Raw genomic sequence first — 17,819 nt, forward strand, 5'->3', positions numbered from 1 at the left:
TTATTCTAACCAACTATATTTTGCCTGTTAACAGGGCGTTACCACATATCAGATCGCCATACTTTCCCTAATGGAAGTTGTTGCTTTCAGAGTTTCAGCTTTAAATGATTTCTGTCCAAAAGTATGTTTGAAAATGATCAAACTTTAATATGGTCGTACACTTCTCTGGTGTATTTTTAGCTATTTTTTCTGGCTTAATCGATAGAGTCGGGCAAAGCTGTCGCGACTGCCTCGAGATAACCTTTTTTGTTGCGCCAACAATAATTCTGCCGCCCCGAGAGCATCGACTAATGCGTTATGACTATTATATTCTGGCAAGCCATAACGTTTGCGGGTGCCTGCTAATGTAAGATCAACATCTGAGTAATGATCGATTGCAGTAGCAAAATGCTTCTCCAAGCATAAGGTATCGAGCCAAAGTAAAGGCAGCGTAGGCAGTTGCCAATACTTTTTGGCGTAGTAGTTTATAAACCCCGATTCAATCACTGAACCGTGAGCTACTAATACTCTGTCGCCCAATTGAGTGAAAAAGTAGTTCATTGCCTCATGCAGTGAAATGCCGTTATCTAACATTTGTGGAGTGATGTGATTGATGACTGCGGATTCAGGTTTTACTTTGTCACAGTTTTTAATATAAAGGTGTTGGCAATTGGCTAAGTCAATTTGTTGGTTGTTAATCACTACCCAACCCATACTGAGAATGTCATCATCAACAGGATCGAAGCCCGTGGTTTCGATGTCGAGTACCACGTAGGTTAAGTCTTTGCATAACGCCTTAAGTTCTGGCAGCTCTGCTTTGGTCGGCTTAAGCAGATTTTGCATTGAGCTGTCTTTAATAAGAAAGCTTTCACGTTGCCTTTTTAAAACCGACAGAGGATGGAAATAGTCTAAAAGAGCCATTAGATATTTCCAAAGCGCAGTTTAGCGGCATCTTGTTGATCGGCAATGATCCGAAAGGCGTCTTTTAAATGTTTACGCTCGAAGCTACCAAAAGTATCTGGATTAATATGGTTATTAGGAACTTTGCCTTCCTTTAATGCCGTTAGTTGATGGCTGTATCTGAACGACAAAATAAAGCGGTATGCGCCCATAATATTTTTAAAGGCATCATCACTTAATACTCCCGCATCATTAGCCGCTTGGAAACGAGCCTCTGTTTGCAGTGCATCACTGCCAACAGCTAAGGCATAAATCCTTGCTAGATCGATAATTAAGTTAATCGCATATTTTTTGATATTCAGTGTCTTATTATTCTCACCACTTTTTTCTAGCACTAATGAATTAAAGATACCGAGGGGTGGACTGGTATTTGTCGCGTCTTTGACTAAGATCCCCAAGAATTCTGCATTTGCACGTATATGGTTATGCATAGACTCATGTAATTCATGTTCAAACTGCTGATTACCAAATGCAGTTCTAATCTCTAAAAATACACTGATATTGAGTAGGCGTTCGTATTCAGGATTAGCGACCCACTTTTTATAATATTGCTTCCACATTGATAATGGTTGGCACCACTTTTCAGTGGTCGGCATATAAAAGCCCGTGCAAAGTGGGTAATCACAACGATTAAGCCCTTGAGTGACAAATTCGGCTAAATGTTTGAAGTAAATCCGATCATTGGCAGTGGCGGTGTCGGCTAACACGATTGCACTATCTTGATCCGTTAAGCAATGTACTTCATTGCGGGCATGGGAACCTGCGACAATCCAGGCAAATTCGCAGGGCGGCTGGCCTAGTTGATCAATCATGATATTGATTAATCGTCGAGTGTAAGCATCGAAAATCATCGCCATTACTTTGCCGATGGTTTCAGGTACCACTTTGCCTTCTACTAAAGCTTCGAAAATGGCTTGGCGCTCAGGGTTTAATTCAGCAAGTTCTTTGACACTGACAGCATACTTAATTTTCTCAATTAGAAAAATGGCCTGCATTCGGTGATTTTGCACTAAGTGTGTCGTAGTTAATAACCCGACGACTTTGTTGTCTTCGACGACAGGAAGATTACGCACGTTGTATTGCATCATCAGTGAGGCAGCTTGCAGAACAAGATCATCGGGCGCGACAGTGAGCGGATTCGATGTCATCACATCTTTAATTGGGTTATCAATTGGGTAGCCTTCCACAATGACGCGTTTGGTCATATCACGGTCGGTAATCAAGCCGACAATTTTGTCATTTTCGTAAATGACAGCGCAGGAGGTACGTTTAATCATGCGCATTTCATGGGCGACAGCTTGAATGCTCATATCGGCGGTGACCACAGCAATACGACCACTGGCGACATCTTTTACCTTGCGAATGAACAAGCCTTTTTCTTTATTTGACCAGACAACATCTAATGCTGAGTTCAAACGTACTTGTGCTTGTGATGCAAAATGTTCTGCGTATTCAGGTGTCTTAGTAAACAAGCTTTGCAGTGCTGAATGAGGGATCAAGTACAGTAAGCAGGGCTCAATGGCGATAGCTTGATAACCTTGATCGTCATCAACATCAGAATCTAAAAAGGTGAAGCCAAATAAGTCTTCTGATTCTAGACGGGCGCGTAACACACCACTTTTTTTACGTTGCTCCATCGCGCCTGACCGCACAATATACAAATGCTTTTCTTGATTATCTGAAGATAAATCAACAACTTCACCTTGAGAAACATAAATAATTTTAACCACTTCAGCAAGGTCGCGAACTACGGCTTTAGGCAGTTTATCAAATGGATCGATTTGTCCAATAAATTGGATGACATTAGGAAGTAAAGATTCGTCCATTTTTATACCTTAAATAATGAATAACTCATGATCTTACATAGCTTAAACTCAATTTTCTCAAGCTGCATGAAAATTTATGCAGCCTGGACAGTTACGATCATAGCCTAGCTATGGAGCATGAGTGACCTTAAGTTCGGTAAAGCCGACTTCAAATATTTGTCCAACATAGTTCGACGACGTCACTATTTGAGGGTATATGCCAGCTTTAAAGTAATATTCTTCACCAAGCCAAGCGGTATCTAAGGTGTATTCTTGGCCATTATTTGCGATCACAGGTTCGCCCCATTTTAACGTTTTTTGAGTTGTAGCGCCTGCAATTGTAGTTGAAAGCGTTACGCCATCAGTATCAAGATGAATCGAGTATTGCCAATCTTCGTACGCTGGCGCTGTGCCTAGTTCGATACTGAAAGGCTGACAAGTATCACAAGTCTCATTATTAGGATTGAACGTGTCATTTAATATGACTCTGACAGGCTTATCCTCGCCCTCCCATAATACTTTTACCAATGCTTGCTTGATATCTTTGCCATGTACTTGGCCAACAATCACTTTTGGTGTCGTCGATGAGATTTGTGGATATTGAATGATGTTCAGCGATGCCATTAATTGATGCTCACCACTAATAGACCAATTTTGATTGCTTGTAGAGCATGCACTTTCAGTATCGTATCGATATAGCTCACGTAATTCAGAGCGTACATACTGGGTATTGGGTGTCGTCGCGCCATCTATGCCTAAATCAAGGTTAAACACCATTTGCTGTGGATTGGTTTCAGTCCAGAAATAAGCGATGTCTGTGTCATTTGAGAAGGTTTGATTATTACTGCATGTACCAGGTTTTAGTTCTGCAGCACTCGTTCCGCCTGAACCATAAAAGCTGTCTTTGCTCTCAGGAATAGTCAATTTCCACTGCTCAATTGTCCAATTGCAGGTTTCGCACGGAGGCACTTCTGGAGGCACTTCAGGTGGCGTTTCAGGTGGCGTTTCAGGAGAATCAGAAGAACCTGAACAACCTAAAAGAAGTATAAGTAATACATTAGAGATAAATATTCGCATTAACATAACGATAACCTTCCTTATTTGTAAGACAATATATCTTACTTTTTCAAACGAATTTGTGGGAGAAATTTTTAATATTCTAGTCAATTAGCAATCAGCTAATGAGACCATTGTTAATTTTTGTGATTAAAGTTTACCCTGAAAGTCTCATTGTTAAAGGTTTTTTTGCTTTGGTTGCAAAGAATAATCAATTATATACTCCTAATTAGTTAGTTTATGAACAATCTCACAGTTTTTCCTACCAAAAGATTAATAATACAAATAAGCTTGTGTTAAATAATACAAATAGGAAAGGGGAAAGTATGAAAAAGCGTATTATCGCTTCAGCTATTTCTTTGGTATTGCTGGCAGGTTGTGCAGCTACCGAGCCTGCGGTTGATGTTGTGGGGACAGCAACAATCACAGGATCAATGGTTGAGCAAAATAATAAAAGTGCTATTGCTGCGTCATCTTTGCAAAGTGCTGATGCTGCAGCATTAAAAGATAAATTACTCACACTCCAAGATGGCGAAACGCTCGTTATCGATGCTGGAAAATATGCCAACCTTGGCAAGTTCGATATCAAAGCAAATAACGTCACGATTAAAGCTGCGAACCCTGGGGAAGTTTGGTTTACCGGTTTAGTACAGTTTAATCTTCGTGGTGACAATATTACCTTAGACGGTGTGGTATTTACCGATGGAGGCCCAGCAGAAAGAATGGGCGGTGTGGTCTTCCGTGGTGATAATAATACGCTAACTAATTCTACTTTCTACTTCTTCAATGATGACTACCTTTATCAGCCTGACGACAGACGCGCTGAATACCCTAAATATTTGTGGATTTCCTTATACGGTAAACACAACAGCCTAATCAACAATACTTTTGAAGGTAAGCATAAACGCGGCACCTTGATTGGTGTACAAAAGAAAAAAGGCGACACTACCGCTGATCATCACACCATCAAAGGTAATCTTTTTTATAACCAACAGCACAACCAGTTTAATGAGTTCGATAACCCTGATGCGGTTCGTTATAACTCAAATAGCTGGGAAGCTATTCGTTTAGGTGACTCCAAGAGCTCAATTTACGCTTCAAAAACCTTAATTGAAGGTAATTTATTTTTGAAATGCGATGGTGAGACTGAATTAGTTTCATTGAAATCAGGCGGTAACACGCTTAGAGGCAATACTTTTGTTGATAATGCTTCGATGATTTCACTGCGTCACGGTACCGACAATGTAGTAGAAGACAATGTCATTTTAGGTAACAACAAAAAGCAATCTGGTGGTATTCGTTTCTATGATGCTGGTCATACGATTCGCAATAACTACATTGAGCGAGTAATGGGCACTGGTGATGTGCGTGGCGGTATCGCTGTGAACACTGGTATCACTGATGTTGCTGCAGGTGAAACCTTAAATAATGATGTGAAAGGTAAAGAGCTCAATAAACAGGCTACACCTTATAAAGTTAAAATTGAAAACAACACCATTATCGACTCTCGTCAAAACTTCCTTTATTCCACCAAAACTCACCGCGTCAGCCTTTATGACAATGCCAAAGTGAGCACCATCTTTGCGGGTACCGATCTGAGCTTTAAGAACAACCTGTCTTATGCACAAGGTTCAAGAACTTTGGCTCTCACGGGTAATGAAAGCGTTGCACCTTTGGTGAACCCAACTTACGAAAATGATTTGTACTACGGCCCAGTGGCGGGCATCGAACTGCCATGGGACGGGGTTATTTACCGTAATCCTCAACTACAGCGCGCTGAAAATGGTTTGCTTGAAGCGACTAATTTCGATGGTGGTGCTAAAGGATTGAAAGTACTAACGACTCAAGATACGGGTGCGAGCTATCGCATCAAATAATAAAAAGATGAACGTTAAACTCATTAATGGGGCAGTAAAATGAGAATTAAAAAAATATCGGCTTTAGTGGCCATTGCTTTATCGACAAGTTTAGTAGCAGGTTGTGACTTTTATGATGAACCTCCAGGGGATGGTGGAACAGATCCTGGGCAACCACCCGTTGAAACACCTGATGTAGCCGATGTGGTTGCTTCAAGTTCAGCTGAGTTATTGTCAGCAATTGATACCGCAGAAGCGGGTACTGTTATCGGCTTGAATATCGATGGTAGCTTTGAAAATGTTGGCACTATTGTTATTAATAAAGCCATTACCCTCATTACCTCTGATGCCGATGGCGCAATTGATGATCCTGTAGAAAATGAGCAGGCGATTTTATCTGGCGCGGTTTGTATTGATATTCCTACTGAAGCTGCAGAAATTCTTCGTGGTGGTGAGCAAGCGCGTATTTCAAACTTGGCGTTTGAAAACATCGTCATGGATAGCTGTGGCTTAGGTGAAAGCACCTCTAATTCAATTATTAATATCGGTAAAGTCGGTAAAGATAAAACAGCGGTTATTTTAGATAACCTGTCTTTTGATGGCACTGGCTTCGAAGAATCTACCAGTGATAGTGCTGCTTGGGTTTATTCACGTGGTTTAGTGAATATTTCAGACAGTGTATTCACCAATAAATCGACAGATGCGCAAAGCATGATTTACCTGAACTGTGGTAGTTCAGCATCTCGAGGCGGTAGTTACGCCAATGATCTTGGCTCTACCATGACTGGCAATATCTTTGCACTGGCTGAAATCAATGCAAATGACGCGACAAAAGCGGCCACAATCGGTGTGCCTAGCAACTTAGGTCAAGATAATAAGAATTGTGCTGCGACCTTTACAGGCAATACATTCGAAAAATTTGGCTTTTTAATCAGCGAGACTAGCGATCAATCAACTGCACTTTATGATGTATTTGGTGATACCACTGAATCTGACAATACCTTAACTGATGGTGATACCGACCCAGGTGTTCCACCAGAAGCTCCTGATGTGGTGACAACGGTTGCTGAGTTACATGCAGCAATTGATGCGGCAAGTTCAGGCACTGTTATTAGTTTAGATGTTGCAGGTGACTTTGCTGATGCCGGAACCTTAGTTATCAATCAAGCTATTACCTTACAATCAACTGATTCAGAAGGCGTTGTGACTGAGACAGAGCAAGCTATTTTCTCTGGCGCAGTTTGTATTGATATCCCTACAGAAGCAGCTGAAATTTTACGTAACGGTAATCAAGCAAAGATTTCTAACATCGGCTTTGAAAATATTGTGATGAATGACTGTGGTTCGGGTGAAAGCACCTCAACTTCTATTATTAACATCGGTAAAGTGGGTAAAGATAAAACAGCAGTTGCGCTTGAAAACTTAACCTTTGACGGTAGCGGGTTCGAAGAATCAACGGGTGAGAGTGATGCTTGGGTTTACTCTCGTGGTTTAGTCGATATTTCTGACTCTGAATTTGTCAATAAATCAGCCGATGCGCAAAATATTGTATATCTAAACTGCGGAAGCTCTGCTTCTCGTGGTGGCTCAAACAGTGACCCACGTGGTTCAATCATTTCAGGTAGCACTTTTGGTTTGGGCGCTGATAACACTTCAGGTATGACAATCGCTGCAACCATTGGTGTGCCAAGTAACTTAGGCCAAGAAGATAAAAACTGTGGCGCTGAGTTCACTGACAATACCTTTGATAAATTCAGTGCGTTAATCAGCGAAAACAACGATATTGGCACTGCACTTTACGATGTCTTTGGTGATACGACTGAAACCAATAACACGGTAACAGGTGGCGGCACAGATCCTGAGCCGACTTACCCTGAAAATGTTGATGAAGTTAATGCGGCAATTCAAGCTGCAACAGCAGGTAGCACCATTACTTTAGGCGCAAGCTTTGAGTATTCAGCAGGTGTGATTACCATCGATAGAGCCATCACGTTAACAGGTCAAACTGGCGCGGCTATCTCAGGTAGCGCTTGTATTGATGTGGTTGATGGTGCGGCGGGTGCACAAATCACAAACATCACGTTTAATAATGACGCCATAGCTAAATGTGGCGCGACAGATGATGCCAAAGAAGCAGTCATTAATATTCAAAAAGTCGGTGAGGATGGTATGCCAATCATCTTGGATAACCTTTCATTCGACGCTTCAAATATCACCGAACAAGATCAAATCGAAAATAAAGGAGCTTGGATCCGTTCATACGGTTTCATTAACTTAACGGGCAGTGAATTCCTTTCTCAAAGCCGTAACTTACAAAATGACATGGTAAAGCTGACCTGTAGTTCAAGTAAAGGACGCATGGGTACGCTAGTTGATGGCAACAGTTTCAGCATTATTGGCGATGGCAATAAAGAAACTGCAGCAGTCAAAATTGGTGATTCAAGTGGCGGTGTCATTAAAGATGCTGACAACGAAAATACTTGTGCTGTCACAGTGAGCAACAACAGCTTCACTGATTACACCCTAGAAGCGGTTAATGATGTGGGTGAAGGTGTGCGTGATGCTGCTATTTTCGCTCGTTTACCAGCTGAAAGTACCAATGTATTTACTGGTAACACTCACAACTAATTACGCCTTGAATTGTAATTTATTCGATATTGATAAGGCATGTGCGATGCACATGCCGGGTATTTAACTACCTACAGGAAGATATTTTAAGATGAAAAAATCAATTTTAGCCTTGGGCTTATTAAGTATGGTGAGTGGTTCAGCACTAGCGAACAGCACCATTACAATGAAGTGGGAACATAAAGTATTAGATGGCCGTACAGATCGTCCTAAACTTGAGTTTAGCCACAGAATGGATAACGGTTTTAACTTCGGCTTTGAACAAGTATGGCAATATGACCGCAGTAAAACTGAGCTTGAAACAGGTTATGCACCTGATCAATATGAATTTACTGTTAAAACGGGTTATCGTCATCGTTGGGGCGATAAGAATGAACACGAAGTTGGTCCATTGCTGGATTACCAAATCAAAGAAAACGCTAAAAAGCTTCGTCTTGGCGCTTTTTATGGCTACCGCATAACCAAAGATTTTCAAATGAAATTCCGTGCCCGTTATTCAGAGGATTTAGATCGTTTGAGCCTAAGTAGCGGTGTTTATGATGATGCTGTGGGTAAAGAAATGCGTTATGACCTGTGGTTAACGTATACGTGGAATGACTTTAGATTTGTTTATGATGCGATTTACAAAGACAAACTGGATGACAACGTATTTGATAACAACAAAGGCACGGTATGGGAGCATGAATTTAGCGCGGAATACCGTTTGCCAAACGCCCGTGCTCATGCATTCTATGGCAAGTATAAAATTAAGTCTGAACTCCTTAAATCCAGCCATTTAGGCAGTGATTATGAGTGGTATGGTGAACGTGATAATGCCATTGAGTTTGGTTATAAGTTCCGCTTCTAGTTAGTGAGAAATTAGCCGTAAATGATAAACCGATGATGCGTTGGCATTGTCGGTTTTTTTGTTTTTAGTCGTTGTTATTGTTTTGAGGCAACTTTTCAATTTTCAGTTTTCACTTAACGCTAGCGAATATTAATTCTGCAGTGAGTCATTGGGGTAATGGCAGGGAAATTGAAGCTTTTATCTATCACAAAATAAGGAATCAGATTTCTTGGTATTAAAGGTAAAATCACCATGATTCTATAGTGATAATTTGCTATGTTTTAGAAGCCATTTATAAACTGATTAAAATGACATGTTTTCTAACGATTGATCTAGGTTATTCATGTGCTTAAGAATAGCTTCCTGATAATATGCGTAAATAAACCAGAATTAAACTATGTAGCGCCTCTCCTTTTTCTTTTGAACATCGACGCTATTGAGTAAACCATAGGGATTTCAATGAAATCGACCGAGCCAGATTTACATCTAAAATCGCTTATTCAACGAAAGTACAATCGAGCTGTTTTTTATACCTATATTGGCGTTATTGTTATGGCGCTATTATCGGCTTGGATGCTATTTGAACGTCAAAAAACGCAATTAATTAAAGAGCGTGAAGAGCAAGTTTTACGTCATGTACTGCAAATTGATTTACTGCTTGAGTCCAGTATTCGCGCGGTTAAAAGTTTACGTAATGTGGCGGTTGATAACTTACGTCTGGGCGAATTAGTGCGTAAAGATCGTTTGCCTCAGTATGAAAAATTCAATGAAGATGGTCAGTTCTTTACCTTAGAACCTAGCTACGCCATTAGCGGTGAGCCTTTTACCAATATGGGGCGGATCACCGGTATGGGCTCGTTAGATGGCCGCAGTGATACCTTCTATCAAGAATTAGAAATGCTGTTTGAACTGTCATTGTCTTTCCCTGTTGCTAAAGAAGCAGCGCCAAAAGCATCATCAATTTACTACATCTCTAAACAACGGATAATGTCTTCATTTCCGTGGTCGACCAATGAGACCCGATTTAGAGAAGAACTGTTAAACAAGAAACAATTCCAACTTGCAACGCCCGCAATGAACCCGCAGCGCAGCGTATTCTGGCGCGAAGCGTATGTTGATTTAGCCGATCAAGGACTGTTAACTACATTAGGGTTACCGGTTTATCTTGAAGATGATTTTATCGGTTCAATCAACCTTGATATGACACTGGCATCGCTTGCTAAGCAAATGCGCATGTATTTCAAAATGCCGGGCACGGTGATATTGCTGGATCAATACAACAATATCCTTTCTCATAGTGACTTCGACGCCAATGATATGAACCGTGTTTATCACATTAGTCAGCGGATCCCGTCAGAGTTACACTCGCTACCTGAGTCAGAGCTATTCGATGCCCACGATGGTATATTACGTAATGGTTATTACATCCATTCAGTTGCATTGCAAAATCCACCTTGGCGTTTATTGTATTTACAAGATGAAGATGTGTTATTCCAAGATGCGTGGGATAAGTTAAAGCTGACGTTTTTATTAGTTGTTTTAGCGTTATCAGTATTGGTGACGATAGTGCATTGGCAGACTCGTCGTTCATTCGTTAATCCAGCATCTCGCCTGCTGACCCATTTAGAAGAGTGTTCCCGTGAGCCGATTGCTGCGCCAAAGAAAATTACCGAAGGTTGGGAGCCGTGGTTTTTACTGGTCAGCCGCATTTTTGAAGAAAACAAACAATATACCCGCCACTTAGCTGAGCAGAATAAGCGCCTTGATAATCTCGTTGCGCGGCGTACTCAACGACTGCGTGATACCACAGAGCGTCGAGAACGTGAATTTGCATTACTGCGTTCTTTGATTGACTCAATTCCCGAGGCGATTGTTTATAAAGATAAAGAGGGTAAGTATTTAGGCTGTAATAAGTCAGCTGAATACATGCTTGGCTGTAAAGAAAATGAACTAGTAGGCCAACTATCACTTGATGCAACTCATGATCAAGGCGCACGTATTCGTGAAGAAGATCAGAAAGTCTTAAGTGATCGCTCGTTGCTGCGTTATCAAGAAAAAGTCGATATCGGCGGCAAGACAGTATTACTCGATACCTTAAAGTTACCTTTCTACAATCGTCGTGGCGAGCTATTAGGGCTTATTTCGGTTTGGCGTGATGTGACTCGTGAGTATGAGTCCGCTGAGCAGTTACGCTTATCTGAAGAGCGTTACCATCTTGCAATGGATGCGGTAGAAGATGGCTTATGGGATTGGTATTTAGATTCAGAGCAGCTGATTTGTAACCCTGCTTTCTATTCAATGCTGGGTTATAAGCCAAATGAATTCCCTGCGCTTATTTCATCAACGGATGCGTTAATTCATCCAGATGATCGCATGCGTGTTGAAGAATACCGCAGTGGCTATGCCAAAAAACCTGAAGGCACCTATGAGATTGAGTATCGGATGCGAGCGAAATCCGGTGAGTACCATTGGGTATTATCACGTGGTCGTGCGGTAGAGTTTGCCGATGACGGTCAATCAAAACGTATGTTGGGTACCCACAAAGATATTACTCGTCAAAAAAGTAATGAGGTGGCCTTGCTTGAAGCGAAGCAAGACGCTGAACTTGCCAATATGTATAAGAGTGAATTCCTGGCTAATATGAGTCATGAAATCCGCACCCCAATGAACGCGATTATCGGTATGTTGCAGCTAGCGCAGCGTACTCAGCTAACACCGCAGCAGCAAGATTACCTTAACAAGGCAGGTTTCTCGGCTCACTCTTTACTGCGGATCATCAATGACATTTTGGATTTCTCCAAGATTGAAGCGGGTAAACTAGAGTTAGAGCGAGTGTCATTCCCGCTTGATAAGGTGCTTGATCACGTCATTGATATGAACGCGCAAAAAGCACAAGAGAAAGGGGTAGAGTTATTACTGTATGCCCCAGTGACCGCAGGCTTAATTCTTAGTGGCGATCCGCTGCGTTTAGGCCAAGTATTGGTTAACTTATTATCTAACGCAGTCAAGTTTACCCAAAATGGCGAAATTGAACTGGGCTGTGAAGATGTCGGTGAGCGCGATCACCGTATCAACCTTAAGTTTTGGGTACGTGATACCGGGATTGGTATTAGCAAAGAGCAACAAGCTAAGTTGTTTGATGCCTTCTCACAAGCCGACGGCTCTACGACTCGTAAATACGGTGGTACAGGCTTAGGCTTATCGATCAGTAAGCACTTAGTGTCGCTGATGGGCGGTACGATGGAAGTGTCATCAGAGCCAAATCAAGGCAGTACCTTTAGTTTCAATATTAGCTTTGAAATTGCCGAAGAGAATGTTGTTGCGCCGTTAGTGGTGCCTGAGCAGTTGAATAACTTAACCACCTTAGTGGTTGATGATAACCCAAGTGCATTGCAAATATACTCAACCGTTATGGATGACTTTAGCTTTGATGTTAAAACAGCGCAAAGCGGCGCTGAAGCCATTGATGTGCTAACCCATAGCTCAGTGGATTTGCTGTTATTAGATTGGATGATGCCTGAAATGGGCGGCGCTGATGTTATTGATATTATCGATGAGATGGTGGCAGATGGTCGCCTTAAAAAACGTCCCGTCATCATCTTAATGACGGCTTATTCAGCCGAGCCATTAGAAGCTGAATTTGATGAAAGCCGTGTGTTTGCCGTGTTACAAAAGCCATTTAAAGCCTCGGCATTATTTGACGAAATCATCGGTGCATTTGCCGCTGAACCTAAACTCAATGTGGCGCCAGTAGTCGAGGAAGATCCTGAGCAAACTAAAGAAGCTGGTTTAGTACTGTTGGTTGAAGATAACTTTATTAATCAGCAAGTCGCCACAGAGTTATTGAAAAGTGCTGGCTATGAAGTAGTGGTGGCTGATAATGGTCAAATCGCCCTAGATATAATTGATAGTAAGCCATTTGATGCGGTATTGATGGATATTCAAATGCCAGTGATGGATGGTCTCACAGCCGCTCAGGAACTACGTAAACGTTATACCAGTGAACAAATGCCCATTATTGCCATGACTGCTCATGCAATGTCAGGCGATAGAGAAAAGAGCTTAAAAGCGGGTATGAATGCCCATATTACCAAACCTATCGTCTTGAATGAGTTATTTGATTCGCTTGAGCATTGGATAGATTATAAGAATAGCCATAAGTGATAAGTGCTAAGCCAGATTTAAATCTGGCTTAGCACAGTTGTTTGTATTAACTTGCTTAAAGTTTGAGTTGTTTATTTGTTTGTAGACCCTGTTTATTCGATTTGGAGATAGTTTAATGATCCGCCACAGCATCGCACTTTCATTGGCATTAACCGCCATTCCCATCATGACGTATGCGGCGACACCTGCGCAAACCGTGATTAAGCAAAGTGAGAAAGCTTCTGGGTTTATTAATTTCTATTACCAAAACAAATCAGGAGAGCTATTTTTAGAGGCCCAAAAGTTAAATCAACCCTTTTTGATGATAACTAGCTTGCCCCACGGCGTTGGCTCTAATGATATCGGGCTAGATCGTGGCCAATTAGGTGAAACCAGAATGGTGCAGTTTGAGCGCCAAGGTCCTTTCATATTATTAAAGCAATTAAACACTTTTTATCGTGCCAGTAGTGACAATCCTGCGGAGCAATTAGCGGTTAAAGAAGCTTTTGCTGAATCAGTGTTATGGCGCGGCAAAGTCTTAGATGGCAAAACGCCATTAGTGTCGGTGAATGATTTAGTCCTTAATGATCTCCACGGCGTCGGGCAGCGTTTTGCTGATACTAAGCAAGGTCATTACAGTTTAGATACCTCGCGTTCGGTCATTATGGAAGAGGGGATAAAGTCCTTTGAAAAGAATGCCGATGTGGACGTTTTATTAACCTTCACTAGCAACAAAGAAGGCGAGCAAGTCAGGCAAGTAACCCCTGATGGCAAGTTTGTCTCGGTAAGAATGCGCTATTCATTTGTGGCGCTACCAGAGGAAGGTTATCAACCTCGCGAATATCAACCTATGAGTGGGTACTTGTCAGGTGAATATTATGATTACTCTGCTGCAATAGATTCTCCGCTCAGTAAGCGTTATTTACTCAGACATCGTTTAGAAAAAGTCACTCCAGGTATAGCGCCCAGTGAAGTCATCAAGCCTATTACCTATTATCTCGACCCTGGTGTGCCAGAGCCGATCCGTACTGCACTGTTAGATGGTGCTCGCTGGTGGGAAGAAGCCTTTACTGAAGCAGGTTTTATTGATGGCTTTAAAGTCGAAATGCTGCCTGAAGATGCTGACCCACAAGATATTCGCTATAACATGATCCAGTGGGTACATAGAGCGACGCGCGGTTGGTCATATGGCGCATCAATCAAAGATCCTCGCACCGGTGAAATCATTAAAGGCCATGTGACTCTAGGCAGTTTGCGGGTTAAACAAGATCACTTAATTGCGCGTGGTTTAACAGCTGGCTGGGAAGACAGAGAAGCGGCAAGTGATGCATCTATGGCATTAGCACTAGCCCGTATTCGTCAGCTGTCGGCACATGAAATTGGCCACACAATTGGCCTTGACCATAACTTTGCCGCATCGACCAATGACAATGCATCTGTGATGGATTATCCACACCCTAATGCCACACTTAACGGTGATAAAATTGATATCTCAGCGCCATATGCTGAGGGTATAGGCGCATGGGATAAGTTCACTATTGCTTATGGTTACGGCAATGAAGCGAACATGGAAGAGTTGGTCAGACAAGCGAGAACTCAAGGCCTACGTTATATTGGCGAAGCTGACTCTCGTTCACCTTCAGCCAGTCACGCTTATGCAAGTTTATGGGACACCGGAGCTTCGGCTGCGGCTGAGTTAACCCGATTAGAGCAAGTTCGTCGCACCGCCATTGAGCAATTTAATGCTCAAGTTTTACTGCAAGAACAGCCATTAGGTGAGCTGAGTGATGCATTTGTGCCCATCTATCTACTGACGCGTTACCAGATAGATGCCGCGGCTAAATGGATTGGTGGTAGTGATTACAGTTATCAGCAGCAAGGTTCAGCTGAACGCTGGCATTACCTTTCGCCAAAATTGCAGCATGCGGCTTTATCTTCACTGTTAGAGGTGATTTCGGCGCAGAGTTTATCAGTTCCACAAGAAGTAACAGAAATGCTAGTGCCGAAAGCGGGTAACTATCGAAAAACGCGAGAAAGCTTTGATTCTGGTATTGGTGTATTAACAGATCCTATAGGCATGGCAGAAGTACTGAGCCGCCAAATTGCTAATAGGTTACTAGCACCTGAACGACTAAATAGAGTAAATCAAGGCTATATGGATGATTCAGAGCAGTTATCTGTAGTGAGTTTAGTGGATAAACTATTGGCGAAAACGGTTTATCAAGATCTGCAGCGCGGTCAGTTATTGGCGGTGCAAATGCGAGTCAATACAGTGGTGATGGATGAATTGTTAGCCAGTTACCATAATGAGAAAACCTCGCCGGAAGTAAAAGCTCAATTACTTGCAAGGCTGCATTATGTTGAGAAACAACTCAAACGCCGCAGTAACCGTGCGAGTAACTATCAAGCTGCGTATTTTGATTGGCTGTTACAAGGCCTGGCTCAAGGGATAGAGTCGAAAGAGTATCGCTTTATTGCTAAGCCACTAAAAATGCCGCCTGGTTCACCTATTTAAAGGGTTTCACTGGTGCGATAGTAAAAAGCCTCATTACGAAATGAGGCTTTTTTGTGTGAGGCGCTGCTCGAAGCGGGTTAGCTTTGCGCTTGCTTAGGATTCTTGGGGTAAAAATGATCGCTTTTTTGATCGATATGCGAAAACTGTCGGGTGTTTTTATAGGGCAGCTTCATAAAGCCTGACACACCATGACCTTGTATTTTGCTAGCATGATGGAGAATTCGATCTAATGAAGCCCTAAATGCAGCTTGTTTACGAGGATTGAGTAAACGTAAATAACTGTGCACTTTAAGGTGATTAGGTAGCGCTTCAAAAATAATACAACCAGTGTGATGAATTTGGTTAATCCAGCCAAGCTCGGTCATGATCTCAGTGGGCAACTCAAGATTTTCTTCAGGATCTTTACCGTCTTCAAAGTAGGAGTGTAATCGAGAGCGTCCTTCAGATGCGGGGACATCACCCACTTCAAAACTAAGTTGGGCATCATTGATCATCTTATAAGGCTCAGAAGGCGTGTCCCTCTCAAGATGTAAGGTGTCTTTTGCATTAAAAAAACAGGCCTTAAATACCCCGATCCGTTTTATTCCACGGGCTAAAGTGACCATATTATTGACTGCTTTTATGAGCACATCTTTGGTATCAGGGTCGTATATGGCCAGATTTGAATCAATGTATACGCCGCTTTTACGCCAGTGAATAGCAAGACCGCCAACAATTGGATATTGCGCCAGTTTACCCACTGCAGCTACGAAGCCTTTTTCAGTGTCTCCCATGCCAGCTAAAAAGTTTCGATAGTACTTTTCCAGCTGTACGTCGTCCATTTTAGCAATAGGATCTTGGGTGTTATGTTCTTTTAAAAATGATTTTCGAGAGCTATAACTCACGGTTTCAACTTGTTTCTGTTTGGGTAATACCCACAGCGGTATGTCTTCATGCAGCGGCTGGGTTTGCAAATCAGGTAGGTGCATTCGATGGTTGTGGCGCATGCTCTTAAGGAAATAATCTCCAGCAAGGTTTTGCCTTTCAACATCATCACTTAGCATGCCATCTAATGTTCGGGCCAGTTCAATGGGCAGACCTAAGCTGCTTGCTGGTATCACTTTACTGCCGAAACGGCTAATTTGTCCTGAGGCTAACGCGTATAAGGTTGCGGCTACACCTTGCTCGTCAAAGCGTGGGCTTGAGAGCGCACCATTTAGCTGCTCGGAGCCAATAAAATAGACATCGCCCATTCTGGCATTGGTATGGTGTTGATCGCTGGACATTAACGACATGACATTATCTTCAACCGCTTTGTTGTGTTCATCTCGCTGAGCGAACACTGCCGATCCCCAGTCGATTAACGACAAATGATCGTTTTTAATATCGTAAACTAAGTTAGAGGGTTTTATATCGCCATGGACAAGACATTTACCGGTGCGAAGATAATAAAGTAAGTTAGCTAATTGGCGGGCAATACTGATAATCATCGCTACAGGCAGTACGCCTAATCGGTGGCAAATTTTATCTAAATCCTCCCCTTGAGCACGCTCCATTACCATGATCCCTTGCTTGCCAACACGTTCAAACTTGATGGCATTAGGAACGTTTGGGTGAACTAACTGGCTGAGCATAAACGCTTCTTCTTCCAGTCGGTCTTGAACGCTTCGGGGGAGGGTAATACGTGAAAATTTAAACACGTGGGATTCACCAATATCATTGGTGCCAGCAAACACAAAGCCATAGGCGCCTTTACCGATGAATTCGATATCCGCATAACCCAGTTTACTCAGCTGTTGGTTACATAGTCTTATCCAAGCGCGATGTTTACGTGCATCTTCAGCTTTTAATAAATAGACAGATTGTTCTTCATTGATATAAAAGTGTTGTAGCTGAGGTGTCTGCACTTTGTACTCCAGTTAGCTAACCCATTGGCTTAATGTGTTAGAAACACTATAAACTCATATTTAGATTTATCAGGCAAGTGCTGATGGGAATTTTTATGTTTAAGAATTCATAAAATGCTAAAAGTGCGGCAGGATCAATTATTGTCGGCGCTATGTAAGTATTTA

At 42.1% G+C, this 17,819-nt stretch carries 9 protein-coding genes; 5 read left to right on the plus strand and 4 right to left on the minus strand.

Annotation, left to right across the window (positions count from 1 at the left end; translation table 11 throughout):
* Nucleotides 1-180 precede the first annotated feature (180 nt).
* From LMH66_RS03040 to LMH66_RS03050, 3 genes are all read right to left on the minus strand, one after another.
* Entirely contained in the window at nt 181-900 is a 720-nt protein-coding gene (locus LMH66_RS03040) for a 3'-5' exonuclease (RefSeq protein ID WP_102526614.1), read from the minus strand.
* Entirely contained in the window at nt 900-2,765 is a 1,866-nt protein-coding gene (locus LMH66_RS03045) for a putative nucleotidyltransferase substrate binding domain-containing protein (RefSeq protein WP_229368481.1), read from the minus strand. The genes LMH66_RS03040 and LMH66_RS03045 overlap by 1 nt, the downstream gene beginning before the upstream one ends.
* 108 nt (nt 2,766-2,873) lie before the next feature.
* Nucleotides 2,874-3,827, minus strand: a complete 954-nt coding sequence (locus LMH66_RS03050) for a polysaccharide lyase family 7 protein (RefSeq protein WP_229368482.1) — start codon at nt 3,825-3,827, stop codon at nt 2,874-2,876.
* A 299-nt stretch (nt 3,828-4,126) separates the two neighbouring features.
* Between LMH66_RS03050 and LMH66_RS03055 the strand changes: the two genes are divergently transcribed.
* The 5 genes from LMH66_RS03055 to LMH66_RS03075 all read left to right on the plus strand — a co-directional run bounded on the left by LMH66_RS03055 (nt 4,127) and on the right by LMH66_RS03075 (nt 15,768).
* On the plus strand, nt 4,127-5,677 hold the full coding sequence (locus LMH66_RS03055) for a polysaccharide lyase 6 family protein (RefSeq protein WP_229368483.1): 1,551 nt from the start codon (nt 4,127-4,129) through the stop codon (nt 5,675-5,677).
* Nucleotides 5,678-5,716: 39 nt separating this feature from the next.
* Complete coding sequence (locus tag LMH66_RS03060; protein ID WP_229368484.1) at nt 5,717-8,284, plus strand: hypothetical protein; 2,568 nt, start codon at nt 5,717-5,719, stop codon at nt 8,282-8,284.
* A gap of 91 nt (nt 8,285-8,375) precedes the next feature.
* Nucleotides 8,376-9,131: an oligogalacturonate-specific porin KdgM family protein gene (locus tag LMH66_RS03065; protein WP_229368485.1), complete on the plus strand. Its 756-nt coding sequence runs from the start codon at nt 8,376-8,378 to the stop codon at nt 9,129-9,131.
* Between the two features lie 438 nt (nt 9,132-9,569).
* On the plus strand, nt 9,570-13,274 hold the full coding sequence (locus LMH66_RS03070; RefSeq protein ID WP_229368486.1) for a response regulator: 3,705 nt from the start codon (nt 9,570-9,572) through the stop codon (nt 13,272-13,274).
* A gap of 115 nt (nt 13,275-13,389) precedes the next feature.
* Nucleotides 13,390-15,768 (plus strand): zinc-dependent metalloprotease, encoded by a 2,379-nt coding sequence (locus tag LMH66_RS03075; RefSeq protein ID WP_229368488.1) that lies wholly within the window; start codon nt 13,390-13,392, stop codon nt 15,766-15,768.
* 77 nt (nt 15,769-15,845) lie between these two features.
* On the opposite strand, the gene LMH66_RS03080 is transcribed toward LMH66_RS03075, so the two are convergent.
* On the minus strand, nt 15,846-17,654 hold the full coding sequence (locus LMH66_RS03080) for a serine/threonine protein kinase (protein ID WP_102526606.1): 1,809 nt from the start codon (nt 17,652-17,654) through the stop codon (nt 15,846-15,848).
* Nucleotides 17,655-17,819 lie beyond the last annotated feature (165 nt).

This window comes from Shewanella sp. 10N.7 (assembly GCF_020806285.1).
In the GTDB taxonomy this organism is placed as follows: domain Bacteria; phylum Pseudomonadota; class Gammaproteobacteria; order Enterobacterales; family Shewanellaceae; genus Shewanella; species Shewanella electrodiphila.